General features: G+C 46.9%; 26 protein-coding genes and 10 tRNA genes. 28 read left to right on the top strand and 8 right to left on the bottom strand.

The genetic code is table 11. From position 1 onward, the window contains the following. Positions 1-9: 9 nt before the first annotated feature. From ERX55_RS05360 to ERX55_RS05380, 5 genes are all read right to left on the bottom strand, one after another. Positions 10-936 (bottom strand): peptidylprolyl isomerase, encoded by a 927-nt coding sequence (locus ERX55_RS05360; protein WP_133451555.1) that lies wholly within the window; start codon positions 934-936, stop codon positions 10-12. A 61-nt stretch (positions 937-997) separates the two neighbouring features. Then, positions 998-1,543, bottom strand: a complete 546-nt coding sequence (locus ERX55_RS05365; RefSeq protein ID WP_133451556.1) for a DUF3267 domain-containing protein — start codon at positions 1,541-1,543, stop codon at positions 998-1,000. A gap of 36 nt (positions 1,544-1,579) precedes the next feature. Continuing rightward, complete coding sequence (locus ERX55_RS05370; RefSeq protein WP_165983711.1) at positions 1,580-2,125, bottom strand: HTH-type transcriptional regulator Hpr; 546 nt, start codon at positions 2,123-2,125, stop codon at positions 1,580-1,582. Between the two features lie 89 nt (positions 2,126-2,214). Further along, complete coding sequence (locus tag ERX55_RS05375; RefSeq protein WP_133451557.1) at positions 2,215-2,571, bottom strand: YtxH domain-containing protein; 357 nt, start codon at positions 2,569-2,571, stop codon at positions 2,215-2,217. A gap of 51 nt (positions 2,572-2,622) precedes the next feature. Next, positions 2,623-3,042 carry an HIT family protein gene (locus ERX55_RS05380; protein WP_133451558.1) on the bottom strand — a complete coding sequence of 140 codons (420 nt, stop codon included), beginning with the start codon at positions 3,040-3,042 and terminating at the stop codon, positions 2,623-2,625. A gap of 107 nt (positions 3,043-3,149) precedes the next feature. Between ERX55_RS05380 and ERX55_RS05385 the strand changes: the two genes are divergently transcribed. Both ERX55_RS05385 and ERX55_RS05390 read left to right on the top strand, forming a co-directional pair. Beyond that, on the top strand, positions 3,150-3,887 hold the full coding sequence (locus tag ERX55_RS05385) for an ABC transporter ATP-binding protein (RefSeq protein WP_133451559.1): 738 nt from the start codon (positions 3,150-3,152) through the stop codon (positions 3,885-3,887). Further along, positions 3,880-5,091, top strand: a complete 1,212-nt coding sequence (locus tag ERX55_RS05390; protein WP_133451560.1) for an ABC transporter permease — start codon at positions 3,880-3,882, stop codon at positions 5,089-5,091. Before ERX55_RS05385 ends, ERX55_RS05390 begins: the two co-directional genes overlap by 8 nt. 454 nt (positions 5,092-5,545) lie before the next feature. Here the strand turns inward: ERX55_RS05390 and ERX55_RS05395 are convergent, their stop codons facing one another. Beyond that, the gene (locus ERX55_RS05395) at positions 5,546-6,058 is read right to left on the bottom strand and encodes a putative antibiotic biosynthesis monooxygenase (RefSeq protein WP_133451561.1); all 513 of its coding nucleotides are present in this window, start codon (positions 6,056-6,058) and stop codon (positions 5,546-5,548) included. Positions 6,059-6,205: 147 nt separating this feature from the next. On the opposite strand from ERX55_RS05395, the gene hemE reads away from it, so the two are divergent. From hemE to lplA, 4 genes are read left to right on the top strand one after another with little or no spacing between them, the layout of a single operon-like run. Beyond that, positions 6,206-7,243, top strand: coding sequence for a uroporphyrinogen decarboxylase (hemE, locus tag ERX55_RS05400; RefSeq protein ID WP_133451562.1), 1,038 nt, complete (start codon positions 6,206-6,208; stop codon positions 7,241-7,243). A 12-nt stretch (positions 7,244-7,255) separates the two neighbouring features. Beyond that, a complete protein-coding gene (gene hemH, locus ERX55_RS05405) occupies positions 7,256-8,176 on the top strand; it encodes a ferrochelatase (RefSeq protein ID WP_133451563.1) in 921 nt (306 codons plus the stop codon). Between the two features lie 18 nt (positions 8,177-8,194). Next, positions 8,195-9,565: a protoporphyrinogen oxidase gene (gene hemY, locus ERX55_RS05410; protein WP_133451564.1), complete on the top strand. Its 1,371-nt coding sequence runs from the start codon at positions 8,195-8,197 to the stop codon at positions 9,563-9,565. 42 nt (positions 9,566-9,607) lie between these two features. Further along, positions 9,608-10,588, top strand: a complete 981-nt coding sequence (gene lplA, locus ERX55_RS05415; protein ID WP_133451565.1) for a lipoate--protein ligase — start codon at positions 9,608-9,610, stop codon at positions 10,586-10,588. A 65-nt stretch (positions 10,589-10,653) separates the two neighbouring features. On the opposite strand, the gene ERX55_RS05420 is transcribed toward lplA, so the two are convergent. Continuing rightward, on the bottom strand, positions 10,654-10,854 hold the full coding sequence (locus tag ERX55_RS05420; RefSeq protein ID WP_133451566.1) for a hypothetical protein: 201 nt from the start codon (positions 10,852-10,854) through the stop codon (positions 10,654-10,656). Between the two features lie 190 nt (positions 10,855-11,044). Between ERX55_RS05420 and ERX55_RS05425 the strand changes: the two genes are divergently transcribed. The 15 genes from ERX55_RS05425 to ERX55_RS05495 all read left to right on the top strand — a co-directional run bounded on the left by ERX55_RS05425 (position 11,045) and on the right by ERX55_RS05495 (position 17,758). After that, on the top strand, positions 11,045-11,605 hold the full coding sequence (locus ERX55_RS05425; RefSeq protein ID WP_133451567.1) for a competence protein ComK: 561 nt from the start codon (positions 11,045-11,047) through the stop codon (positions 11,603-11,605). Positions 11,606-11,683: 78 nt separating this feature from the next. Then, a tRNA-Asn gene (locus ERX55_RS05430) sits at positions 11,684-11,758 on the top strand. A gap of 1 nt (position 11,759) precedes the next feature. Continuing rightward, positions 11,760-11,847 (top strand) — tRNA-Ser (locus ERX55_RS05435). A 123-nt stretch (positions 11,848-11,970) separates the two neighbouring features. After that, entirely contained in the window at positions 11,971-12,894 is a 924-nt protein-coding gene (locus tag ERX55_RS05440) for a 2-dehydropantoate 2-reductase (RefSeq protein ID WP_133451568.1), read from the top strand. Between the two features lie 100 nt (positions 12,895-12,994). Continuing rightward, a complete protein-coding gene (locus ERX55_RS05445; RefSeq protein WP_133451569.1) occupies positions 12,995-16,009 on the top strand; it encodes an efflux RND transporter permease subunit in 3,015 nt (1,004 codons plus the stop codon). 201 nt (positions 16,010-16,210) lie between these two features. Next, positions 16,211-16,284, top strand: a tRNA-Met gene (locus tag ERX55_RS05450). Between the two features lie 8 nt (positions 16,285-16,292). Next, a tRNA-Asp gene (locus ERX55_RS05455) sits at positions 16,293-16,368 on the top strand. Positions 16,369-16,372: 4 nt separating this feature from the next. Next, positions 16,373-16,448, top strand: a tRNA-Phe gene (locus ERX55_RS05460). A gap of 6 nt (positions 16,449-16,454) precedes the next feature. Further along, positions 16,455-16,527, top strand: a tRNA-His gene (locus tag ERX55_RS05465). A 10-nt stretch (positions 16,528-16,537) separates the two neighbouring features. Then, a tRNA-Gly gene (locus ERX55_RS05470) sits at positions 16,538-16,611 on the top strand. A 7-nt stretch (positions 16,612-16,618) separates the two neighbouring features. Further along, positions 16,619-16,693 (top strand) — tRNA-Asn (locus ERX55_RS05475). Then, positions 16,694-16,765, top strand: a tRNA-Glu gene (locus ERX55_RS05480). A 37-nt stretch (positions 16,766-16,802) separates the two neighbouring features. Next, positions 16,803-16,891 (top strand) — tRNA-Ser (locus ERX55_RS05485). 102 nt (positions 16,892-16,993) lie between these two features. Beyond that, on the top strand, positions 16,994-17,464 hold the full coding sequence (locus ERX55_RS05490; protein ID WP_133451570.1) for a PH domain-containing protein: 471 nt from the start codon (positions 16,994-16,996) through the stop codon (positions 17,462-17,464). 18 nt (positions 17,465-17,482) lie between these two features. Then, positions 17,483-17,758, top strand: a complete 276-nt coding sequence (locus tag ERX55_RS05495) for a hypothetical protein (protein WP_133451571.1) — start codon at positions 17,483-17,485, stop codon at positions 17,756-17,758. A 33-nt stretch (positions 17,759-17,791) separates the two neighbouring features. Here ERX55_RS05495 and ERX55_RS05500 read toward each other — a convergent pair whose 3' ends face one another. Continuing rightward, positions 17,792-18,712, bottom strand: coding sequence for a 1,4-dihydroxy-2-naphthoate polyprenyltransferase (locus tag ERX55_RS05500; protein ID WP_133451572.1), 921 nt, complete (start codon positions 18,710-18,712; stop codon positions 17,792-17,794). Positions 18,713-18,855: 143 nt separating this feature from the next. Here ERX55_RS05500 and ERX55_RS05505 point away from each other — a divergent pair, with 143 nt between their 5' ends. The 7 genes from ERX55_RS05505 to ERX55_RS05535 all read left to right on the top strand — a co-directional run bounded on the left by ERX55_RS05505 (position 18,856) and on the right by ERX55_RS05535 (position 26,032). Next, positions 18,856-20,088, top strand: a complete 1,233-nt coding sequence (locus tag ERX55_RS05505) for an isochorismate synthase (RefSeq protein ID WP_133451573.1) — start codon at positions 18,856-18,858, stop codon at positions 20,086-20,088. Then, positions 20,085-21,722, top strand: a complete 1,638-nt coding sequence (gene menD / locus ERX55_RS05510) for a 2-succinyl-5-enolpyruvyl-6-hydroxy-3-cyclohexene-1-carboxylic-acid synthase (protein WP_133451574.1) — start codon at positions 20,085-20,087, stop codon at positions 21,720-21,722. Before ERX55_RS05505 ends, menD begins: the two co-directional genes overlap by 4 nt. Continuing rightward, entirely contained in the window at positions 21,715-22,497 is a 783-nt protein-coding gene (menH, locus tag ERX55_RS05515) for a 2-succinyl-6-hydroxy-2,4-cyclohexadiene-1-carboxylate synthase (RefSeq protein WP_165983712.1), read from the top strand. Before menD ends, menH begins: the two co-directional genes overlap by 8 nt. After that, the gene (gene menB, locus ERX55_RS05520) at positions 22,487-23,308 is read left to right on the top strand and encodes a 1,4-dihydroxy-2-naphthoyl-CoA synthase (RefSeq protein WP_208001507.1); all 822 of its coding nucleotides are present in this window, start codon (positions 22,487-22,489) and stop codon (positions 23,306-23,308) included. Before menH ends, menB begins: the two co-directional genes overlap by 11 nt. Before the next feature lie 64 nt (positions 23,309-23,372). Further along, positions 23,373-24,761 carry an o-succinylbenzoate--CoA ligase gene (menE, locus tag ERX55_RS05525; protein ID WP_133451577.1) on the top strand — a complete coding sequence of 463 codons (1,389 nt, stop codon included), beginning with the start codon at positions 23,373-23,375 and terminating at the stop codon, positions 24,759-24,761. Then, complete coding sequence (locus tag ERX55_RS05530; RefSeq protein ID WP_165983713.1) at positions 24,748-25,710, top strand: enolase C-terminal domain-like protein; 963 nt, start codon at positions 24,748-24,750, stop codon at positions 25,708-25,710. Before menE ends, ERX55_RS05530 begins: the two co-directional genes overlap by 14 nt. A 121-nt stretch (positions 25,711-25,831) precedes the next feature. After that, complete coding sequence (locus tag ERX55_RS05535; RefSeq protein ID WP_133451579.1) at positions 25,832-26,032, top strand: helix-turn-helix transcriptional regulator; 201 nt, start codon at positions 25,832-25,834, stop codon at positions 26,030-26,032. Positions 26,033-26,034: the final 2 nt, after the last annotated feature.

Here is a 26,034-nt window from a genome sequence, read left to right on the forward strand (position 1 = left end):
GCATTTTTATTACTGCTGTGAAGCTGTAGTATTGAGGATTTTCTCATCAATGATTTTCTTCAGGTCTTCATCTTTATAATCGACGTTGTAGTCTTTTAAGAGTTTTTTGTAGGCATCAATCATCAGCTCAGGTTTTTCCTGTACTTTAGTCTGACGGATCTTCTCTTTTAAGGCCTCTTTCTGCTTAGCGAAATCATCCTGTTTTTCTGCTTTGATGATGTGGTAGCCATAATCCGATTTAACAAGACCGGACATTTCGCCTTCTTTCAGCTTGAACAGCGCTTTCTCGAATTCTGGCACTGTATCGCCTTTAGCGACATAGCCGAGTTCGCCGCCTTTTTCTTTTGTACCGGTGTCACCGGACTCTTTTTTAGCCAGGCTTGCAAACTGTTTTGGATCTTTTTTCAGCTGCTCGAGAATTGACTGTGCTTTCTCTTTCGCCTTCGCATCCGATAAGCCGGAAGGATCAGATGAAGATTTCACTTTAATCAGAATATGAGAGGCTTTTTTGACGCTGTCTTTCACTTCGTCGTCAGAAACTTTCACCGTGTCGTTCATCAGCTGTTTCTGATAAGCCTCTGTCAGACGGGACTCTTTATATTTGTCTGCTGTCATACCAGGTGACTGCTGCTGCAATAAGGCTTCGAACTGCTCTTTGCCACCGTATTTCTTGATTTCAGCATCGACATCGTCCTTGATTTTCTGCTCATCTACTTTCTTGCCGTACTTATCTTTCAGGATGTCATTGAGTAGAATCTGGAAGGCATTCTTCGCGATTTCTTCTTTGCCGATCTGATCGATCACATGGGTCGTTGTGACGTCTCCCGCCTTAGAAGTGATTAAAGTCTTGCCTTCATCGCCATTGCCGCAAGCTGTCAGTCCAAGTACTGAAACAGACAGGAGGGCTGGTACTACTGCATTTTTTAGTTTCTTCATTGTCAATCTCCTTTTCTTTGCTCATTCTAGCATAGCATTTCATTATGAAAATATCATGAAATTATATGTCGAACTTCGTGAGTAACTCCAGGCCATGCTTCCGTTCCTCGACGAAAGAGCAGTTATGAGAGGCCAGCAGATACTTCATATAAATGAAATCAACAAATGACAGACCTACATTCATTGAGAATAGAAACAGAAAATAATGTCCGTATAGCGGATACCACACTGCAGCGGTCAATGTCAGTGCTGAGATAATGATAAACGGCATTACGAGTGTAATGAGAAAGCGCCCTTTACTGATGGGGTGGTTGAGCCTGATGTTCAGGATCGGCAGAAACCCCATTGCTGTGACTTTCTGGATGATGATAGAGCCTAAGTCATTCATGAACATGATGATGTGACAGAATTTGTGTAACGGATAAACAGCCAGACATGCCCCGACAAACAACAGAAAATACTTGTCGCTGAAGTGATCGCTGACAAAAGAACTGAAAACCTCAAATGAAACAAGGAAGGTGATGACAGTGATGAGAAATGAAGTGAAAATCAATCGCTGACGGCCATACGTGTGTTTCAGGTTGAGTTTCTTAGTACATGAATACATGAATAATGCTCCTTATCAGTCATATTATCTTATGCATTATGCCTCACTGTCCTCATTTTCGTCAAGCAGTATTTCGAGAAGGTCATGATGGCTTTTATCCAGCTGCTCGATAAAGTCCCGGCCATAAACCTGAGAGACAATATATTTCAGGTCGCTGAAAGCGGGCATCGTCAGCATGACCTTCTGATATTCTAAAGCGGCATCATGCAGACGGTCGTCCGTATTCTCGTAGTTCTTATAGGTTTCGTATAGAAGCTCCTTGCCTTTTTCAGTCAGTTCAAGATATGTATTACGTTTATCCGACTCGCTTTTCGGCATCCGTAAATAGCCGCGCTTCTCGAGATTCTTCGCAAAGTTGAAGACCGTTGAGACATGCATGACACCGTACTGGGAGACCTGTGAAATCGTTGCTTTTTCCAGATTGCGGATAATGACGAGGATATGATGTTCGTTGATGTTCAGGTCATATGGTTTGATCCAGCTCTGCCAGTCCTTTTCGACCGTCTTCCATAAAGCTTTGCTCAGCTGAGAGACATGATGAGTAAAGAGCATTTGTTCGATGATTTCGCGGTCACGCTGCAAAAAAATTCCCCCTTCAATAGGTCATAGAGAAAGCATGATGCGAGGACATCATGCTTTAATAAGTGCAATTGATTTATTTTAACATAAGGCTATTTTTTAGAGAATGTTTCTTTTGCTTCATCTGCACGATTTTTGACATTTTCGACATTGGACTTCAGATGTTTGATGTTCGGCTCAATGTCGCTCTTATAATTGGCAATCATTTCTTTGACTTCAGTGCCCAGTTCTTTGATGAGCTTCTGGCTTTCTTCTTTCGTCTGCATCGCATAGTTCTTCAGGTCACCGATTTCTGTCTTCAGCTGCTTAACCTGAGCCTTGGCATCAGTAGAATTCGCCATGAAATTACGCTGTACTTCAGATCCAGGCTTGGCTGCGTTCAGCAGTGCAGTCGCAGCACCTGCTGCAAGTCCGACCGTAAAGCCGGCAGCAATATGTGTGATTTTCATAAGATGATTCCTCCAATTGGTTTTCCTTAGTTATACCCCTAATTCTGACTATCAAGCATTCTTTATTTGCTCAGCGAGTGCAGTCATGGCGTCAGCGTCGAATGCATCGCTATGCGTCTGCCACTTGTAACCGAAGCCGTCGATATCGTCCTGATAACGCGGCATGATATGGAAGTGGAGATGGAAGACGCTCTGGTCGGCGAATGCACGGTTATTCTGCACGATGTTGATGCCGTCAGGTTGCAGGGTGGCATCTATCATCTGTGCGACTTTCTGGACGGAAGTGATGACCTGGGCCAGCACTGCAGGTTCTGTCTCGAGCAGATCCTGACTGTGTTTCTTAGGGACGACAAGCGTGTGCCCTTTAGCGACCTGTGAGATATCAAGGAAGGCATAAGTATACGCGTCTTCATAAACCTTATAGGACGGGATGGCACCGCTGATGATTTTGCAGAAAATACAGTCTGTCATAGTAGGTCCTCCTGTAAAATAGATATATTTTTATTTTAGCCATATCAATAGGTGAATACAAAGGATATTTGATACAATATGAAATAATCCTTAGGAGGTGCGCGAGTTTGACAGTAGAAGTAAGACATCTGACAGGTGGGTACGGCAATCAGCCTGTCATTCACGATATAGATTTCACATTGAAAAAAGGCGAAATCGTCGGGCTGATCGGCTTGAACGGTGCCGGCAAAAGCACGACGATCAAGAATATGCTGGGACTCCTTCAGCCGATGAAAGGGGATATTGCCATCGATGGCATCGCACTTAGTGAAGCCCCTTATGATTACCGCCGGAAAATCAGCTATATTCCGGAGTCCCCTGTCCTGTATGATGAACTGACATTAGAAGAGCATATTGATATGACTGCTATGGCATATGGACTGACCAAGGAAGAAGCGATGACGCGCAGTCAGCCGCTGCTGAAAACATTCAGGCTGGCAGATAAGCTGAAGCAGTTTCCGCAGAATTTCTCTAAAGGGATGAAGCAGAAGGTCATGATTATCTGTGCATTCATCAGTCAGCCTGAACTCCATATCATCGATGAGCCGTTTCTTGGACTTGACCCGCTCGGTATACAGTCGATGCTTGACTTGATGGTAGAGGCACGCGCGGCCGGTCGCACGGTCCTGATGAGTACACATATACTTGCGACCGCTGAGAGGTACTGCGATTACTTTCTGATCATGCACCAAGGTCATTTAGTGGCTAAAGGCACTATTCAGGAGCTGCAGTCTCAGCTCAGTATGCCTGGTGAATCCCTGGATGCGATCTATATCAAGCTGACGCAAGGTGATCAACATGTATAACGCGAAGTCGCTTTATCAGAAACGAGCAGGTGCGAACGCTAAAGAAATCGCACGGTACAGCCGTTTTATCTTCAATGGGCACTTCATCATCTTCCTGTCCATCGCCTTCGGTGCGCTGATGCTGCAGTACAGCCAGCTCTTAAAAGCACTGCCGGACGGTATAGACTACCATCTGATCATCGCCTTTATCCTGGCGCTGGCGACACTGGCGCCGCTGCGCACTTATTTCAGAGAAGCGGATCAGGTTTTCTTACTGCCTTATGAAGCACAACTGGATGATTATGTCAGAAAGAGTATAGCGGACTCTGCTATACGGCGCTGCCTGCTGTTCACAGTGCTGTTTGCCATTCTGCTGCCGCTTTATCATGCGGGGACATATTTCTCTATGCACGGGGCTATCATGGCTTATTTGACAGGTGTTATCGGTATAGGCACCGGCCTGCTGCTGCGCTTTTATTTCCTGAAAATCAGTGTCTCAAATCTGAGCGTCAATATAATGCTGTTCATCGTACTGATATCAGGAATCTATATGTCGCTTGACGGCAGCTGGTTTACAGGAGTGGCCTCGCTTGTGATGCTGCTCGGCCTGCTGCTTCTCGTACGTCAGATAGCTGAGAAACGTGTCTATCCGTGGGAAACGCTGGTTGAATACGAAAAAGACCTGACACAGCGTCAGTATAAATTCATCAATCTCTTCACTGATGTCAGAGGATTGAAGGACAATGTGCGGCGCCGGCCTTATCTTGATGTGCTGCTGAAAGACCGGGCGTACAATCATGATGGTATGTTCCTGTTTCTGTTCAAACGTAATTTTGTGCGCAGTAAAGATGCATTCTGGATTATTATCCGGCTTGTGGTGATAGGCGGTCTGATTATCTGGCTCGTCCATCAGCCTGTTATCGCTGCGATCATCGGTGTCTTTATGATCTACATTGTTGTCCTGCAGTCGTCACAGTTCTATAAACAGCAGGCGTATCAGTTATGGCCGCAAGTCTGGCCGGTAGCGGAAAATAAAGTAGTAGAGGGTTTCCAGAAATTCCTCTGGCAGCTCTCACTCGTAGTGACAGTGGTCGTTGCAGTTATTTATATCTGCCTGTATCCTGGCACCTTCTATTATGTACTGTTTTTCTTTGCGATCATGTGGTGGACCAACCAGCAGGTCATGTCGAAACTGAAGAAACGCATGGTGCTGCTGAAAGATTAGCGGTGGTCCCTGAGTTATGAGCGATAAACACAGAATATCGCTCATAATGACAGGAAAAAGGTGCTGCCTCCTGAGTTATGAGCGATAAATGCAGAATATCGCTCATAATGACAGGAAAAGGGTGCTGCCCCCTGAGTTATGAGCGATAAACGCAGAATATCGCTCATAATGACTTAAAAAAGGTGCTGCCTCCTGAGTTATGAGCGATAAACACAGAATATCGCTCATAATGACCGGAAAAGGGTGCTGCCCTCTGAGTTATGAGCGATAAATGCAGAATATCGCTCATAATGACTTAAAAAAGGTGCTGCCCCCTGAGTTATGAGCGATAAACACAGAATATCGCTCATAATGACCGGAAAAGGGTGCTGCCCCCTGAGTTATGAGCGATAAATGCCAGATGGCGGACATAACGTCTGTCACGACAAAGAAGACCGGCAGCTGCCGGTCTTTTTTATTCCTCTGTTCTTTCTGCTGGCTCATAAGGCCGTAATAATTTAGTGAATTGAACGTTCGAGATGAAATCAGCAGACTGATACTGCTTCAATGAGTCGTCATAATATTGGCGATAGACGGAACTTTTTCTGAAGTCTTCTGCAGATTCAGCTGTAGCGAACTGAAAGAGGGCGATATAAGTCTGGCCTCTATGGGGTCTCAGCAGCTGGTAAGCCTGATAGCCATCATATTCACTGAAGTCGCTATGTCCTGTTAAGGTCATCTCAGCGACTTTTTGTTTTTCTTCACTGACCTGGAAGTATCTCAGCAGAAGTACACCTTCTCCGTTCACTGTGCCTTGCTGTTCGACCACTTCATAGACTTCTCCTGAACTGAAGACTGTTTTGTCTTCTGTCGCTTCATAGACCACGATATCCTCCGGACCCGCATATTTAATAATGTTACGCACCGGATATTTCTGTATTAAGCGCTCCATATAGTAATCAGAGCCATGGGTAAAATAAACGTTCATCGTTCTACACCTCGTTATCTTTTTCTTTCTATTTACCACTCATACCCCTTATTATGTCATATTTATGACAAATTCTTAATTGAATACGGGCTACGTCCGAGTATGGTAAAATAGTGAGTATTCAAAAGACACAGGAGGACTGGTTAAATGCCATTCAACGATACAATTTTAAAGGCGGCCTATGGTGAAAAAACAACCCATACGCCGGTATGGTTTATGCGCCAGGCTGGCAGAAGTCAGCCGGAATACAGAAAGATCAAAGAGACGCATTCTCTGTTTGAAATCACACATGATCCTGAGCTTTGTGCTTACGTGACGAAGCTGCCTGTGGATCAGTACAATACAGATGCCGCGATTCTCTATAAAGATATCATGTCGCCTCTTGGTGCCATCGGAGTAGATGTCGAAATCAAGTCAGGTATCGGTCCCGTCATCGGCAATCCTATCCGCTCTATTCAAGACGTCGAGCGTCTAGGGGAAATCCACCCGGAAAAAGATGTACCTTATATTCTGGATACGATCAGACTGCTGACGACTGAACAGCTGAATGTGCCTTTGATCGGTTTCACGGGTGCACCTTTCACACTTGCCAGCTATATGATAGAAGGCGGTCCTTCCAAGAACTACAACAAGACGAAGGCGATGATGTATGAGCAGCCTGAAGCCTGGCATCTGCTGATGGAGAAGCTGAGCGATATGTGCATCACCTACACACACGCACAGATTGATGCAGGCTGCAAGATGATTCAAGTCTTTGATTCATGGGTCGGCGCACTTAATAGAGCAGACTATCATGAATTTATCGCGCCGCACATGCACCGTATTTTCGCGGGCATTAAAGAGAAGAATGTGCCGGTTACAACATTTGGTGTCGGTGCAAGTCACTTAATAGAAGAATGGAACGCACTGCCGGTCGACGTACTCGGTCTTGACTGGCGTCTGCAGATAGAAGAAGCACGTGCAAAAGGGATTACGAAGACTTTACAGGGTAACCTGGATCCGGCCATTCTGCTTGCGCCCTGGCCGGTCATTGAGTCACATCTGAAACGCATATTAGATCAGGGGTTGCAGTCAGACAGCTATATCTTCAATTTAGGACACGGTGTCTTCCCGGAAGTGCAGCCGGATACGCTGCGCCGCGTCTCTGAATTCGTTCACGATTATTCAGCACAATACAAAAAATAAAGGAGCTTGACCATGGGGAAAAAAGGGTTACTGGTTATGGCATATGGCACGCCGTACAAAGAAGAGGACATTGAACCGTACTACACACATATCAGACGTGGACGTCGACCGTCTGAAGAAGCACTGCAGGATTTAAAAGACCGCTATCAGGCTATCGGTGGCATCTCACCTCTGGCGGGGATGACAGAACGTCAGGCAGAGGAACTGCGCGATGCGCTGAACAAGGAGACAGGTGATGATTACACACTGTATATCGGTCTCAAGCATATTGCACCTTTTATTGAAGATGCGGTTAAACAGATGGCTGATGATGGTGTCACTGAAGCGGTCACCATTGTCCTGGCGCCACATTATTCCAACTTCTCAGTAGGTTCTTATAATAAACGGGCGGCGGAAGAAGCAGAGAAATACGGCATCAAACTGCAGCATGTAACAGATTTCTATCGTCAGGAGAAGTTCATTCAGTACTGGACGGAACAGGTCAATACGACGCTCGACCGCATCACTGAACCGCACTGGCAGGAGACCGTGCTGATCGTCAGCGCGCATAGTCTGCCGGAGAAAATCAAGGCGGCAGGAGACCCGTATCCGGAGCAGATGGCTGAGACAGCAAAGCTTATCGCGGAACATTCCAACATCATCCATGTTGAACGTGGCTGGCAGTCAGAAGGGAATACGCCGGATCCATGGCTTGGGCCTGATGTGCAGGATTTAACACGTGCACTGTATGAACAGCATGGCTATAAGAACTTCATCTATACACCGGTGGGCTTCGTCTGTGAACACTTAGAAGTGCTCTATGACAACGACGTAGAATGTAAAGTGATCTGTGATGAGCTAGGCGTCAATTACTACCGTCCTGAGATGCCGGGCACTCATCCTCTCTTTATCGGTGCGATGGTTGACGAGATCAAGTCAGTATTAAAATCATAAGAAAAGAAGTGAATCGTAATGAAGAAAGTCGCAATCATTGGTGCAGGTATTACGGGACTGTCAGCAGCCTATTATCTGGAAGATGCAGAGATAGAAGTTTTAGAGCAGTCTGACCGTCCAGGTGGCAAGATTAAGACTTATCAGCGGGACGGCTATACGATAGAACTGGGACCTGAATCCTATCTCGCCCGCAAATCAATCATGACAGAACTCGCCACTGCCATCGGTCTAGGTGACGATATCGTGGCCAATCAGACCGGGCAGTCGTATATTTATGCGAAGAATCAGCTGTACCCGATGCCGGGCGGCTCCATTATGGGGATTCCGACAGAAATCAAGCCATTTCTTGAGACACGCTTGCTGTCGCCCCTCGGTAAAGTACGCGCGGGTATGGATTACTTCATCAAGCCGGACAAGATGACGACTGATATCTCTGTCGGTGCTTTTTTCAGAAAACGTTTAGGCAACGAAGCGCTTGAGAATCTGATTGAGCCGTTATTGTCAGGTATTTACGGTGCAGATATCGATAGACTCAGCTTGAAATCAACATTTCCTAACTTCAAGGAGCAGGAAGAGACGCATGGCAGTCTCATCAAGGGCATGCGTGACCAGAAGAAGAAAGCCCCTAAAAAAACTGAAACGAAGGGTCAGTTCCGTCAGTTCAGAAACGGTCTTCAGAGCTTTATCGACCGTTTAGCAGAGACAGTGACTGACAAAGGAGCCAAGATCCGCTATAACAGTGAGGTGACAGCCGTTCAGCAGTCAGGAGACGGCTATCTGGTCACCGTAAACGGACAGGAAACGTATTATGACAGAGTGATTGTCACTGTGCCGCATACCGTTTTCAGCAAGTGGTTTGAAGATGCGCCCCTTCGTTATTTCAAGCATATGGAGACTACAAGTGTGGCGACTGTCGTCATGGCATTTGACGAATCACAGGTGAAGAATGAGGAGAATGGAACAGGCTTTGTCATCGCCCGTAATTCTGATACGGTGATCACTGCCTGTACATGGACAAGTAAGAAGTGGACGCACTCAACACCGGCGGGCAAGGTCCTCTTACGGGCTTATGTCGGTCGCCCGGGTGATACAGTGGTCAGGGATCATGACGATGCAGAACTAGTGAAGCTGGCACGCCGTGACCTAGACAAGATGATGGATATCAACGGTGAGCCGGAATTCACCATTGTGACACGTCTGATGAATAGTATGCCACTGTATGAAGTGGGTCATATTGACCGCATTCATGCGATTCAGCGGTATATGAGAGAAACCTATCCTGGCCTGATACTGACCGGGGCTTCCTTTGAGGCAGTCGGCCTTCCAGACTGCATCGCTCAGGCGAAATCAGCAGCAGAAGAAATCAATAAAGACAATTACATTGCGTAATTGTCTTTATTTTGGTACTGTCAGAAAAAAGGAGGCTATCTTATGAAATTTATCAGCAACAATAACATTACGGATCCACGCATCAATCTGGCGATGGAGGAGTATATCCTGAACAATCTAACGAATGACTCCTATTTTCTGTTCTATGTCAATGAACCATCCATCATCATCGGCAAGAATCAGAATACTTATGCAGAAGTCAATCAGAAGTACGTCGATGAACATCATATCCATATCGTCAGACGTATCTCAGGCGGCGGCGCTGTCTATCATGATCTGGGAAACCTGAACTTCAGCTTTGTGACGCATGCTGATGAGGATAGCTTCCATAACTTCAAGAAATTCACGATGCCGATTGTGGAAGCACTCAATGAGATGGGTGTGAAAGCAGAGCTGTCCGGCCGTAATGATCTGCAGGTCGGCAGCCGTAAGATCTCCGGCAATGCGATGTTCCAGGCCAAAGACCGCATGTTCTCACACGGCACGCTGATGCTGGACAGCAACATTGATGAAGTTGTCAGAAGTCTGTCAGTGAGTGAAGAGAAGCTGATTACAAAGGGCATCCGTTCCATCCGCTCACGCGTCGCGAACATCACAGAGTTTCTGGATGAGCCCATTTCTATGGAAGCGTTCAAGGAACGACTGCTGAACCATATCTTTGAAGGCAATGTTGAGGAATATGTCTTATCTGAAGAGGACTGGCAGGCCATTCACCAGCTAAGCCGTGAGAAGTATCAGACATTTGAATGGAACTACGGCAAGAATCCCGCTTACAACTATGAATCCAAGCAGAAATTCCCGGGCGGACTGGTCGACCTGAAATTAAATGTGAAAAAAGGGCTGATCACTGAAGCCAGAATATTCGGCGACTTCTTTGGAGTAGGGGAAATCAAGGAAATAGAAAATAGATTGGTCGGTGTCCCGCATCAGACACAGGCCGTGGCACAGGCAATTGCAGATATTGATTTCGCTCATTACTTCGGGCGCGTGGAACGAGAGGAATTTCTCAGCCTGCTGGCATAAAAAAATAAGAGGTTAATCACATAGTGGTTAATCTCTTATTTTTATTCACGATGATTAGTAGACATCTATATAGCCTCCAGCTTTTTCAGCGCTGTCGTATATAACAGGAAATCCTGTTCATTATGGTTAAGGAGGGATTCTTCAATCAACTGCTGGTATTCCCTTTTCTGATTCTCGCGCATCGCATCTTCAATCAGCAGCTCAATATATAGATTGTTTAAATTGCCGATAAACATCTCAAGACCATTTTGATTTAACTGTTGCATAGTGAACGCCTCCTTTTGAATAATTGTTCCCATTATAACTGAAAATCAAACTCGTTACAAGAATATTCTGAAAATTAAATGAGGAAATATATCATTTTTGACAATAAAGTAAAAATTGTAAATTAAACATATTTTAAGGTAATTTATAATGAAAATGAGTATAATTGACTAAAAACCCCTGGAGGACTAAATGGCGACTTTTCGATATATTATCAGAGAGACAACGATGTACATCAAACCGATTATTGAAGGTCATAAACTGAAATCAGAGATTAAGGAATACGGGAAAAACCCTGTAGTGATTGACCAGAAACCTCTGACGATCATAGAACAGTCCTGCCATTTCTATAACACGACATATGTCGCAAGGAAAGAGACGACGCGTATCATCGCAGATATCTGCCATAAGCCACCGATTGTCATCAAGCCGGAGACCTCCACCTATTTCTTTCCGAGCCATAGTGACCGGGTCGCTGAGGGCTACTGGTTCAACCTGCTGCTGATCAGCTCCTACGGTAAGGGGAAATTCAACGATACACGGATTACCTTTGATGACGGCAGTGAGATGGTCTTTCCGGTCAGCCATCACATCATTAATACCCAGTATCTGCATACGTTGAAGCTTGAATATTGCCTGCGTACCAAATCACTGAAAAACGATAAGCTGAAGAGTGAAATTGACTATAAGAAAGCGAATATGAATATCTACGAAGTCCTCGCCATGTATGCGCTCTTGGATCAGCAGGTGTAAATCTTCTATAAAAAAATTTACTAAAAGCCTTGTAAAAAAAGCTGTAGTTGTTATAATAATATTTGTCTTAAAAATTAATCCACAGTAGCTCAGTGGTAGAGCTATCGGCTGTTAACCGATCGGTCGTAGGTTCGAGTCCTACCTGTGGAGCCATGGAGTAGTACTCAAGTGGCTGAAGAGGCGCCCCTGCTAAGGGTGTAGGTCGGGTAACCGGCGCGAGAGTTCAAATCTCTCCTACTCCGTTATAAAACCATCACGTCTGTGATGGTTTTTTTGTGTCTATTTATTTAAATCACACTTAAGAATATGAAGGCCAGTAAAAGTTTGTGATATAATGAACATAACAAATGGAAGGGACTGATAAGATGAAAATAGCAGTAGCAGGCGCAGGTGCAATGGGCAGCAGAGTGGGATTATATTTGACTCAGGCAGGTCAGGATGTGGTGCTTCTGGATGACTGGCAGACGCATATTGATGCGGTGACGGCGCATGGTCTGAAAGTCCATACCCTAGGAGAAACAGAATATCATCCTGTGTCGATCAGAAGCTTTAAAGACTATAGTATGCCGGTGGACCTGGTGATTGTGCTGACTAAAGCGATGGCCGCTGAAGAGAAGATCAAGCAGCTGATGGCACAAGGGGTCATCACGGCAGAGACGAATGTCATGTCGATGATGAATGGTCTCGGTCACGGGGACCTGCTCAGAAAATATATAGCCGATGACAAAATACTGCTCGCTGTGACGATGTGGTCTGCAGGCTTCAATGGACCCGGCGAAGTGACGCTTGAAGGGACAGGCAATATTGAATTCGGTCGCATGGACGGCACAGTAGATGATTTCGTCAAGGAACTGAATGCTATCTTTGACGAGGCACAACTGAATGGCAGGATCAGTGAGGACATCGTTACGAGCATCTGGAATAAGGCGCTGGTCAACTGCTGCTTCAATACGTATTGCGCAGTGACCGATAAGAAAATCGGGGAGTTCGGCGCCTATCCATATGCTGATGATATGCTGATTCCGCTAATGAAAGAAATCATTGCAGTCGGTGAACGAAAAGGGGCGCGACTTGATTTCGACGCGACTCTGAATAAATTTCATGCCATATACAGTCCGGAAGTAGTGGGGCTGCACTATCCATCTATGCATCAGGATATTCAGAACGGCCGAAAGACAGAGGTAGACTTTCTGACAGGCCGGGTGGCAAAGTATGGCCGTGAGTTCAGTATCCCAACGCCGTACTGCGATATTTTAACACATCTTGTTCACCAGATTGAGAAAAGCTGATTCCTTGAATGGGATCAGCTTTTTTCATGGACAGACATTAAGGCTTAAGACGTGACCTCGGCTACAGAATAAGGAATAATAAAAATAAAAAGGAGTTTCCATGAATTTGATTAAACTCAGTATTAAACGCCCTGTAATGACGACGATTACAATGCTGCTTGTGCTTATACTTGGCGTTATTTCGTTGACCCGTATCCCGCTGAAGCTGATTCCTGACATCAATCCTCCGGTAGCTGTAGTAGTGACCAGCTATCCGAATGCCGGGCCGGAGGAAGTCCAGCAGAAAGTATCGGCACCTCTTGAGCAGGAGCTGTCTACTTTACAGGGATTAGATGAGATTTCTACCCAATCGCAGGAAGGATCAAGTCTGATTCTGCTTAAACTGGACTGGAATACCAGTGTCAAGGATATCGAGACAGATGTTCTGCAGAAAATCGGTAACGTCAATTTGCCTGATGATGCGGCCAAACCCCGTTTTCTGAAGTTCGATCCATCTCAGCTGCCTGTCATCCAGTTTGGTCTGAGTTCCGATATGCCCGTCAATGAATTCAACGAGAGGGTAGAGAGTCTGACTGAAGAACTGAAGCGGATTGATGGTGTCGCCTCAGTAGATACTAATGGGGGGCTGACGAAGGAAGTGGCGATTACAGTCAACCCTGACAAACTGAAGAAGACAGGGTTGACGTTCAGCCAGCTTGCGAAATTGATTGCGAGTCAGGATATCAGTCTTGCCGGAACGAATATCGTACAAGATGACCGAGTTATATCGACACGTGTTCTGTCAGATGTCCGCAGTCTGGATCAGCTGAAAGAGCTGCCACTTGCTGCAGTCATGAACGAAGAAGTCCGGCTGAAGGATGTAGCGACTGTTAAAGAGCAGACTGTGCAGCCGAAGAGCATCACTCGTGCTGCAGGTCAGCCTGCTGTCCTCGTAAATGTGCTGGAGATGTCAAATGCCGATACGACACAAGTGGCAAATGATTTTCAAAAGACACTGAAAGATAAACTGGATAGCCCGGTCTACAAAAACATAGAAGCAACTGTCCTTTTCAGCCAGGGTGACTATATCAACCGTTCGATTCAGTCAATCGGTACAGCACTTCTATTAGGTGCATTATTCGCTATGGCAGTCCTATTTCTCTTTCTGAGAAATATAAGAAGTCCGTTGATTATTGCAGTCGCTATTCCGTATTCTGTCATCTTCACCTTTGTACTGATGTTCTTCTCAGGCTTTACGCTTAATATCTTAACACTAGGCGGACTGGCGCTAGGTGTTGGCATGCTGGTTGATAATGCGATTGTCGTTATCGAGAATATCAACCGGCACCTGTCGATGGGCAGAAACCCGAAAGAAGCGGCCTATGCTGGTGCTCGTGAAGTAGCAGGTGCGATCACTGGCTCCACGCTGACAACAGTTGTTGTTTTTCTGCCGGTGGTCTTTATTTCCGGTATTATCGGTGATATTTTCAAGGAATTTTCTGCGACGATTGCTTTCAGTCTGATTGCTTCTCTTGTAGTGGCCTTGACGGTCGTACCGATGCTTGCAAGCCGCTTTCTTAAAAATCCAAAAGCAATCGGACAGCCTGCCTATCAAAAAGTAATCGGCCGTCTGCTTGAAGGTGCTCTGCAGCATAAAGCACTGACGTTAATGAGTGTTCTGGCGCTTATTGTGCTGAGTATCTTCAGTCTTCTCAGAGCGGGTATGATCTTTCTGCCTGAGACAGATGAAGGCTTTATGACAGTGAATGTGGATATGGGCAATGGCGTAGAGAAATCGGTAACTCGTGATGCGTTGAAAGAGATGACCGTCTATCTGGAACGCGAGCCGTCGATAGATTACACACTGAGTGTGGCTGCTGTGTCTGAACGAGGCGGTGTAACAGGACAGACCAGCGATAATAAAGGAACGATCTATATCAAAATGAAGCCGCTGAATGACCGTGACATCTCAACCAGTGAAGTCAGTGATAAAGTAAGACCGGAACTGCAGAAGATAGCCCGTACTTATGAAAAAGAAGCAGAAGTCAATCTGCAGAATTCAAGTTCTACAGGTACTGATGCTAAGACGTATACGTTTAATCTGTCGCATCCTTCACGTCAGCTGCTGCTGAAAGATGAAAAGAAACTCACATCCGCACTTCGTGACATTAATGGTGTGGTGGCTGTGCAGAACAACCTGATGGAGACGACAAAAGAGCAGGTCATCGTTCTGGATAGAGCAAAGCTAGCTGAAAAGCAGCTGAACGCAAGCGAAGTGGCGACTGAGATCAGTACATTGATGCGTGGGCAGTTCCTGTTCACTATGACACTAAATGATCAACTTGAAGATGTCTCACTACGTATGCCGGCGCAGATCCTTGAAAATCAGCTGGATGATATAATGATCGGTAAGAATAACGAAAAAACGGTCACGCTGAAGGAAGTGTCAAAGACCGTAAAAATGGATAGTCCGGTCAAAATAGAGACGATAGACAAGAACCCGGCGATACAATATACATTGGACCTGAAATCAGGCACTTCTACGTCAGAAGTCAGACAAGCTGTTGATCAGGCAGCTGAGAAGTTGGATGATGAGACAGAACTCACGGCTTCAGGCGATCAAGCCCTTATTGATGATTCAAAGGACGATCTGATTCTCGCGCTCGTGCTCGCCGTACTGCTCGTCTATTTCGTGATGGCAGCGCAGTTTGAGTCGTTCAAGTATCCGTTCATTATTCTCATGACAGTTCCTCTGACGATTATCGGAATTGCACTGAGCATGCTCCTGACCCATATTCCGCTCAGTCTGTCGGTGATGATTGGCATGCTCGTCCTGATCGGAATTGTTGTCAATAACGGTATCGTGCTGGTCGATTTCATCAATCAGAGAAGGCGGACAGGACTGAGCAAGCTTGATGCAGTCACTGAATCAGTGGCACTGCGCACAAGGCCGATTCTGATGACAGCCCTGACAACGATTCTTGGTCTGATTCCTGTCGCGCTCGGACTGGGTGACGGCGGAGAAATCAATCAGCCGATGGGTATCGTCGTCATCGGTGGCCTATTGTTCAGTACATTTCTGACACTCATCATTATTCCGCTTGTCTACCTGCTCCTTGATACGATAACTGAATAACCATATCGGCATCCGGCCAGTCACTGACTGTCCGGATGTCTTATTGTTTTCAATTTATTGTTGACGTCTTTACAATTTCTTTATATACTTAAAAAGTCCTTTCAAAACGGCGCAGCAATAACGTTTAACTATTTACACTTTTTAATAATTGACTCGTAAATACAGTAAATGATATATTAGCTGAGTAACATTTTTTATTGACGCGGGATGGAGCAGTCTGGTAGCTCGTCGGGCTCATAACCCGAAGGTCGGTGGTTCAAATCCGCCTCCCGCAATTATAAGTGGTCCCGTGGTGTAGCGGTTAACATGCCTGCCTGTCACGCAGGAGATCGCGGGTTCGATTCCCGTCGGGACCGCCATTATGGCTCAGTAGCTCAGTCGGTAGAGCAATGGATTGAAAATCCATGTGTCGGCGGTTCGATTCCGTCCTGAGCCACCATTTCTGGCGATTGTGGCGAAGTGGTTAACGCATCGGATTGTGGTTCCGACATTCGTGGGTTCGATTCCCATCAGTCGCCCTTTGTTTATGCGGGTGTAGTTAAATGGTATAACCTCAGCCTTCCAAGCTGATGTCGTCGGTTCGATTCCGATCACCCGCTCCATTATAATTCCACAGTAGCTCAGTGGTAGAGCTATCGGCTGTTAACCGATCGGTCGTAGGTTCGAGTCCTACCTGTGGAGCCAGGCCCCTTGGTCAAGCGGTTAAGACACCGCCCTTTCACGGCGGTAACACGGGTTCGAATCCCGTAGGGGTCATATATCAGAGGTGAAATATCGCTTCTGATTTTTTTATGGAGGGTTGTCCGAGCTGGCCGAAGGAGCACGCCTGGAAAGTGTGTAAACGTCACAAGCGTTTCGAGGGTTCGAATCCCTTGCCCTCCGTTACCAAAGCCTTTAATTTAAAAGGCTTTTTTATTTTACATAGAAATTTTTGGGGTTTGTAGCTATAATAAGTATAATTCTTGAACAAGATTGGTGTATGATATGAAAAAAAAGAAAATGACAATACGTCAGGCGCTGGAACAGCTTGATTACCCTTTGACTTATAAAACATTCTCCAAAACCTTCAAAAAAATTAAAAAGAGCGAACGCCGTTTCTTTATCAAGCTTTTAAAAGTGTACTGTTCAGAGATAAAGAATCATGAACTCGTCTATCTCGCTTCAGCCAGTCAGCTGAACCTGAACCAGAAAGGGCTGGTTATTGTGCTGGCAGACCGTCTGATGCTGATACATAGCAAAGAGCGCGCTAAAATCATTCATTTTGACGAAATTGAATTCAACAAAATTGCGCAAGTGGATTTTGAGCGGATGGACGAAAGTGACAATGGTATATATGGCTCATTGTTTCTGAAAGTGGCCCGTAAGAATATGGGGACTAAAAATTACAATGTCCGCGGCATCCTTAAAGAGGATTTGCCTAAGCTGACTGAATTCATTAAAATGAAGAAGTCATAACATTTAGGAGGCGGAATCATGAAGGAAAATAAGATGAATATTGACAAACTTGTGCAGTATGCAGAACTGAAAGCAGGTCAGTTCGGTGTTGATTACCGTGAACATCATGAAGAAGATGAAGTGAAAGAAGTCGCACCAAAAGCAATCACTGCACGTGGAACGTCAGTGATCCTGGACTATGATGAAAAATCCTATGAAATTGATTTGACGCAGTCCGGCCTTAAAGGAGAAGTGACAGCTGAAGATGCACAGGCTGTTGCGGACCGCATGACTGAATTTTACCGTTTCAGCTAAGCAAAAAGACCGAATCCATGGATTCGGTCTTTTTTATATACCTGTAATAGCGGATAAGTAGATGCCGATAGCCAGCAGGAAGCCGAAGACAGTGTTGAACTGTCCGGTCACTTTCATGGCTGGCATCAGTTCGATCGGCTGATCGCCTTTGAAGAAACGTCTGACTGCTTTGACCGGCAGGTTCGCGCTCAGAAAGACAATGAGCAGGAAGAGAGAACCATAATTTTTCGTGAAGGTCACATAAAGAATGATGATAAAGCTGAGCGCATACAGGATGGCCATAGTGATAATGGCGATATTTTTTCCGACCAGAATGACAAAGGTCTTGCGGCCGCTGATCTTGTCTTTCACCCGGTCGCGGATATTGTTGGCCATATTGATCATACCGATATTGATGGAGACCGGAATGCTCAGTACGGCCGGATAGACGCTTAAATGACCGGTATGAATATAGAACGTGATCATGATGATCACAAAGCCCATAAAGAAGCCTGCAAAGATTTCGCCGAAAGGTGTCCAGGAGATAGGCACGGGGCCGCCCGTATAGAAGTAGCCGACTGCCATGCAGACGATGCCGACGAGCAGGATCAGCCATGATGACTGCGAGCAAATATAAAGGCCGAGAATCGCTGCGATAATATAGAAAGCGACCGCCAGGTTATAGATGGATTTTGGCGACATGCCGTTACGGACGATAGCCCCGCCGATGCCGACGGACGTATGATCGTCCAGTCCGCGTTTATAGTCGAAATATTCATTGAACATATTCGTTGCCGCCTGGATCAGCAGGCAGGCGATCAGCATGACAATGAGCAGGTCGAAACGGACATCACCGAACACTTTTGCTGCCGCTGTACCGACCAGGACCGGTACAAATGAAGCGGTCAGGGTATGGGGTCGCATCAGATGATAATATTTTTTGAAACCTGTGTGTGTAGCAAGATGTTCTGACATTTTTAAGCTCCTATTCCTTCATATCTGCTTAAATTTTATGCTTTATTGAAATCTTAGTCAATGCAGGAGCGAGAATCCTACGCAGAAGACTTAAAAATGGTAAAATAGATAGGACTAAAAAGAATTTGAAAGAAGCTGAATGTATGTCGACAGGAAATATTCAAATTAAAGAGCAGGCAGGCGCCTATGAATCACCCGCTGAACTGTTCAAGGCCGCTGCCCGCTATAAGGGTGAGCGTTATTTCTATATGAATAAAGATAAAAGTGAATGGCTGATCGGTCTTGGACATGCTTATATCATTAAGGATGAGAGCCGTAATCCCGAGCTGATTACAGAGCAGTTCCAGGCACTGCTTGATCAAGCGGAACAACCGCATCATATCCGTCTCTTCGGCGGCTTTCAGTTTGATGCCGGAGACAGTTCCTTATTTGATGCGTTCGGGCATAGTCATTTCATCTGGCCGAAGATTCAGATACGCTGCCAGCATAATCAGCTGACATACACTTATACAGATATGACCGATGAGGAAATCTTAAACTGGCGTTCAGACGACGAGATCAAAGCACCAGTCGTGCAGTCTGTCGCCAACCTGAATGAAGGGCAGTTCCTGCACAACGTTGCGACAGCTGTTGAAGCGATGAAAGCCGGGCAGTTTGATAAGGTCGTCTTATCCAGACAGAAGAAAGTGGTCATGGATGCACCGGTGGATAGTGCATGGCTGATAGAGCGCGGACTGCAGAATGAGGAATACAGCTATTTTCTGTTGCTGGAAGAACAGGAAAGTACATTTGTCTCACGTACCCCTGAGCAGCTGGTCAAAGTCGAGGATCATCAGCTGTCAACGAATGCAATCGCCGGCACGATGGCAAGAGAGATAGACCAGGCCGCACAGAAATTAATGAATGACGCTAAGAATCGAGTGGAGCATGATATTGTCGTCAGAAGTATCACTGCAGATATTGAGCCCTTCACATCCCGCATGAATCTACCTGATGCTCCTGAAATCATGACGAACCGCTTCGTCTATCATCTTTATACACCGATTACGGCACAGCTGGAAAAAGGGAATGTGCTGAGCATCAGTCATGCCCTGCATCCGACGCCGGCACTCGGCGGCTTTCCGAAAGAGGCGGCAGCGACATTTATCGAACAGGCAGAAGGTGACCGCGGCTTCTACGGTGCGCCGATGGGATATGTGACAGCTGATGGCGAGGGTGAATTTGTTGTCGCTATCCGCTCGATGCTTATTAAGGAAAATATCGCCGTGCTCTTTGCAGGGTGCGGTGTAGTAGAAGACAGTGTACCAGAAGCTGAATTCGATGAGACCGAAACTAAATTCAAGCCGATGCTGCAGCTTTTAGGAGTGACAGAATGAAAAATGAAGCATTAACCAGACAAGTCTATCAACTGATTAAACGACTCTATGATTACGGCGTGCGAGAAGTCGTGATTTCGCCGGGCTCACGCTCAACGCCGCTTGCTATGGCCAGCGAAGTGCATCCTGAGCTGAAGACCTATATTCATCCGGATGAAAGAAGCGCGGCATTCTTTGCGCTCGGTCTGATCAAGGCGACAGAACGCCCTGTAGCGGTCATCTGTACATCCGGGACAGCAGCGAGTAACTTCACGCCTGCCGTTACGGAAGCCTATATCAGTCAGCTGCCCCTTGTCGTGCTGACGGGTGACCGCCCGCATGAACTGAGAAATGTCGGCGCGCCGCAAGCAGTCGATCAAGTCAGAATGTATTCGAATTTCGTCAAGTTTGAAATCGATTTTCCGCTGGCGGATCTCTACGATGCGCCCCATGACCTGATTGAAGCCACGATGCTGCAGGCATCATATCACTTTGAAGGTGCAGACAGAGGGCCGGTCCATTTCAATGTGCCGTTCCGTGAACCGCTGATTCCGGACTTGACGGCAGGCGAACTGCTGACCCCTGAACCTGTGGCTGTCTTTGAGGAGGAACGGACAGTGGACTTAAGTGCGCTTAGACCGCTGCTGGAAGCGGGTAACGGTGTCATGGTTGTCGGTGACTGTCAGCATCAGAAGCTTGACCATGTGCTTGAAGCGGCTGAACAGTTCAAGCTGCCGGTTCTTGCCGATGTGCTGAGCCAGCTTAGAGGACTGGATCATCCTCATCTCGTCCGGACGGCGGATACGCTGTTTAAAAGTCAGCAGACGATCAGACCGGGTTTCATCATCCGTGTCGGAAAACCGGTCGTCTCCAAACAGCTCAATCAGTGGCTGACGAAGCAGACGTGTCCGCAGATACTCGTGCAGGAGAAAAGTGAACCCGATACCTTTCCGGTCGTGCCGCCCTATCACTTCAATATGCAGCCCGCCGCCTTCTTTAAATCCATGCTTAAGCTTGAAGCAGAGGTCAAGCATGACCTGGTCAGCGTCTTCCAGCAGCTCGAGCACGCTTTGTCTGACGTCATTGAGTCGCATATCCGTACAGTCACAGATGAAGGAACCGCTGTGGCTAAGCTGCTGCAACAGATTCCGGCAGATGAAGTTATTTTCTTCGGTAACAGTATGCCGATCCGGGACGGCGATACCTTTATGCAGCGCGGCCGTGCTTATTGTAACCGGGGCGCTAACGGTATAGACGGTGTGGTCTCAACCGCGCTAGGTATGGCGGCGCACGAGACAGTCAATCTCTTTATCGGCGATATATCGCTCTATCATGATATGAACGGCCTGATCATGCATAAGCTTGAACAGTCTGATATACGCGTCATCGTGCTGAATAATGATGGAGGCGGTATCTTCAGTTACCTGCCGCAGCGTGAAGAAGAGGCGTTGTTTGAACGGTTATATGGCACGCCGCTCGGACTTGATTTCAGCCATGTCGCTGCTTTATATGATCTGGAATATCGTCTGGCGGATGAGGACATGAAGTTGCCGGAAGAAACGCATGTGCTCTACGAAGTCAGAACAGACCGCACGGCCAACTACGAGGCGCATCAGGCACTGTATCAAGCAGCACAGGCGGCCCTCAATGCATAGTCACTGGACAAAAGGTGGACATGAGACGCTGCTGGTGATGCTGCACGGCTTTATGAGTGACAGCCGTACTTATACAGAAGCTGTTCGCCGTCTGCAGGGTCAGACAGATATTTTAAGGGTGGATCTGCCGGGGCACGGCGCTGACCGGAGTGATAGAGTTGAGACATGGTCCTTTGACTGGATTGCAGATCAGCTGCATGAGGTCATCAGTCACGCCGGCTATCAGCGCGTGATGCTATATGGCTATTCCATGGGGGGACGGATTGCCCTTTACTATGCCCTGAAATATCCTGTCCAGGGCCTCATTCTGGAAAGCGCGTCACCTGGACTTCAGAACGCTGCTGACCGGGCGGAACGGAGACGGCTCGACCAGACGCGTGGCGAGCGTCTCACCGAGGATTATGAGCAGTTCGTGCAGTACTGGGAGCGTCTGCCGCTCTTTAAGACGGCCGCGCCGCTGAATGAAGACAGCCGCCGGAAACTGAGCGCCATCAGAAGGAGTCAGATGCCGGCAGCCCTGCAAAAAGCCCTCACTGACTACGGCACGGGCAGTCAGCCGGACTTATGGCCGGCACTCTCGAGGCTCAATGGTCCGGTGCTGCTGTTGACGGGGACACTTGACGACAAATTCAGGACCATCAATAAGGAGATGACACAGCGTATCAAAGACAGCCGGCACATCGAAGTGACGGCGGGTCATTCAATTCATGTGGAACATCCCGAAATTTTTGATACAATAGTATTAGAATTCATGAAGGAGGCATATCATGTCTAGAGTCTGGGAAACAGTCAAAGAATACAAAGAAATTAAATATGAATATTTCGAGGGTATCGGTAAGATCACGATCAACCGTCCGCACGTCCGTAACGCATTCACACCGAACACAGTAATGGAAATGATCGATGCATTTTCACGCGCACGCGATGATCAGCGTATCGGTGTCATCATCTTGACAGGAGAAGGCGATCTGGCATTCTGTTCAGGTGGTGACCAGAAAGTCCGCGGCCACGGCGGTTACGTAGGTGACGATAACATTCCACGTCTAAATGTTCTTGACTTACAGCGTTTAATTCGTGTCATCCCTAAACCGGTCATCGCGATGGTTCGCGGTTATGCCATCGGTGGCGGCCATGTGCTGCATGTCGTCTGTGACTTAACTATCGCTGCTGACAATGCACGCTTCGGTCAGACAGGTCCTAAAGTCGGCTCATTTGATGCAGGTTACGGTTCAGGTTACCTGGCACGCATCGTCGGTCATAAAAAAGCACGTGAAATCTGGTATTTATGCCGTCAGTACAATGCACAGGAAGCACTGGAGATGGGTCTGGTCAATACAGTGGTGCCGTTAGCGGATATCGAAGATGAGACAGTGAAATGGTGTAAAGAGATCCTGCAGCATTCACCGACAGCGCTCCGTTTCCTGAAAGCTGCCATGAATGCAGATACGGACGGCTTAGCAGGTCTGCAGCAATTTGCAGGTGACGCTACATTACTTTACTACACTTCAGATGAGGCGAAAGAAGGCCGTGACGCATTCAAGGAGAAACGTCAGCCGGACTTCGATCAGTTCCCTAAATTTCCATAAGTTCTATTTTACGCGTCTGCTTTCAAAGCATGCGCGTATTTTAAAGTAAAAGGAGAGTCGGTCAGTGCAACATAATTTAGTTAAACAAGCAGCAGAACGTCCGGACCACATTGCAGTAAAGTTCAATGAGAGCACACTGACCTTTGCCGAATTATATGAACAGGCAAGCGCTGTGAAAGATCAGCTGCTTGAAATGGAGCTGCCCGGTCGAATCGCAGTGCAGCCGGCCAATCAGCTGACTTCCGTCATTATCATGCACGCGATTGTGCTCGCGCATATAGAGATGGTGCTGATCAATACGCATCTGACAGAATCGGAAGTGAAGCGGCAGCTGGATTCTATCGGAGTCGATATTATCATTACCGATAACAACTATACCTCCCTGAGCTGCATCATGCCGGAGACGTTATTCAAAGGGACGGCAGAACCCTCGGCAGCTACTACTTATCAGCCGGAGGATATCATGTCCATTATGTTCACCTCTGGCACGACCGGGGTCCAGAAAGCGGTGCCGCATACGTTCAGAAACCATGTCGCGAGTGCGGAACGCTGTAAGGTCAGTTTCCCGTTCGACAGTGAGACGAAATGGCTGCTCGCATTGCCGCTCTATCATATTTCAGGGCTCAGTGTACTGGTCAGAAGCGTCATGGACGGCTTTACAGTGGTGCTGTTTGATAAATTTGATGCAGCGGCCATCAACCAGGCACTAGCAGAAGATGACATCACCCATATCTCACTTGTCCCGCAGACCCTGGAGTGGCTGCTGGAGGCGGGGCTCGAGCGGCACAAACTTGAAGGGCTGCTGATCGGCGGAGCCAAGCTCAATGACCGCACGCTGCAGGAAAGCCTGAAGCGCAATCTGCCGGTCTATACTTCATTCGGCATGACGGAAACAGCGTCACAGTTTATCACCGCTTCACCTGATGATATGCTGAATCATCCGAATTCAGTCGGTCCGGTGACAGAGGATATCAAAGTCGCTGCACCACTGAACGGCGCCGGAGAGATTCTGGTGCGTGGTGACAATGTCATGAACGGCTACCTTTATCCTGAAGGGGCGAACGCCACAGCTTTCAGCGGGGATTATTTTATGACAGGTGATGTCGGCCGGATTAAAAACGGCTATCTCTATGTGCTCGACCGCCGGAAAGACCTGATCATTTCAGGCGGCGAAAATATTTATCCGAGTGAAATTGAGCAGCTGCTGCTGAGTATCCCTGATATCAGTGCATGCTCTGTTGTTGGTATGCCCGATGCGAAATGGGGCGAAGTGCCGGCGCTTGTCTATGAAAGTGACAGCGACCTGGACACGAAGATAACAGCAACACTGCAGGAGATTGCGAAATATAAACGCCCGGTTCTCTATAAACGCATCAAGCAGCTGCACCGCACCAGCAATGGCAAGATTTCCAGACACCTCGTCAAAGAATGGCTGCTCGATGAAATTCAGTAATCTGCAGTGCTATACCTATGAAGCCCCCTTCAAGCATCCGGTCAAGACAGTGAAAGCAGACCTTGTGACGAGAAAAGTGCTGGTGATATCACTTGAGGTAGAAGGTAACACTTACTTTGCGGAATCCAATGCCTTTGAGACGGACTGGTATCATGAGGAGACGATAGAGACGGTTTACCAGTCTGTCCAGTATATATATGAACAGATTAAAGCAAGCGAATGGCAGGATTACGCAGCACTCGGCGCAATACTGGCACCGTTTCGACGTACCCCTCATGCGATGGCGCTCTTTGACTATATCGGCTGGCAGAGTCTGAATGAACGGGTGGCAGTCACTGTGCCGTTAGGATACACGCTGCATAGCGGGCAGCATATCAAGCCGCAGAACCGGGTGAAGATCAAGTGGAGCGAACAGGTCTTAGACGACGTCAGGTCAGTCAGAGCAGGTGATGCCGATATCAAGATCGTGATAGATGCGAACGGCAGCCTGGGCGAGGAAGACGTACCGACTCTTGAAGGCTTGCTGGCCTATGACATCGATTATTTTGAGGAGCCGTTCAGCGACTTCAGCCTCTACGCTGCCAACCGGCATCTGCCGCTTGCGATAGATGAATCAGCATCAAGTATCGATCAAATTCTAAAATATTACGGAGCCGGTGTGAAAACTATCGTCGCAAAATATGCACGGCTCGGCGGCGGCTATCCGCTCCTCGCGATTAAAGAAGCGATACCCGATTTACGAGTGATCGTCGGCGGCATGTATGAATACGGCCTCAGCAAATACTTCACAGCGCTCTTAGCGAGTGAGTTCAAGACCATTCCGGACGTCACACCGCAGGGTACCTATTTTGCAGACGACTATGCCCTTTACGAGGAACATGTGGAGAATGGCAAGCTGACGATGACATTCCCGGTAGTAGATATGAATCAATTAGAAGAACTGACATGAAAATGTGAGTTCTTTTTTATTTTGTAATTATACTTGTAATTTCTCTATTTATATTATATATTTATAACAGAAAGTGATAAATATATAACATAACCAAAAAATCATTGAGGAGGAGGCTGCATTGCTAAAAACAAATCTGAGAGTATTTCGTGCTAGATATGATATGAAACAAGATGAGCTGGCCAGCAGAGTTGGGGTACGTAGAGAAACCATCGGACACTTAGAAAGAGGCAATTACAATCCTTCATTAAAACTAGCTTGGGATATTGCAAAAGTATTCGGCGTTACGATAGAAGAAATATTTTCTTATGAGGAGGAGTAAAA

It is taken from the genome of Macrococcus bovicus (assembly GCF_004359575.1).
Taxonomy (GTDB): domain Bacteria; phylum Bacillota; class Bacilli; order Staphylococcales; family Staphylococcaceae; genus Macrococcus; species Macrococcus bovicus.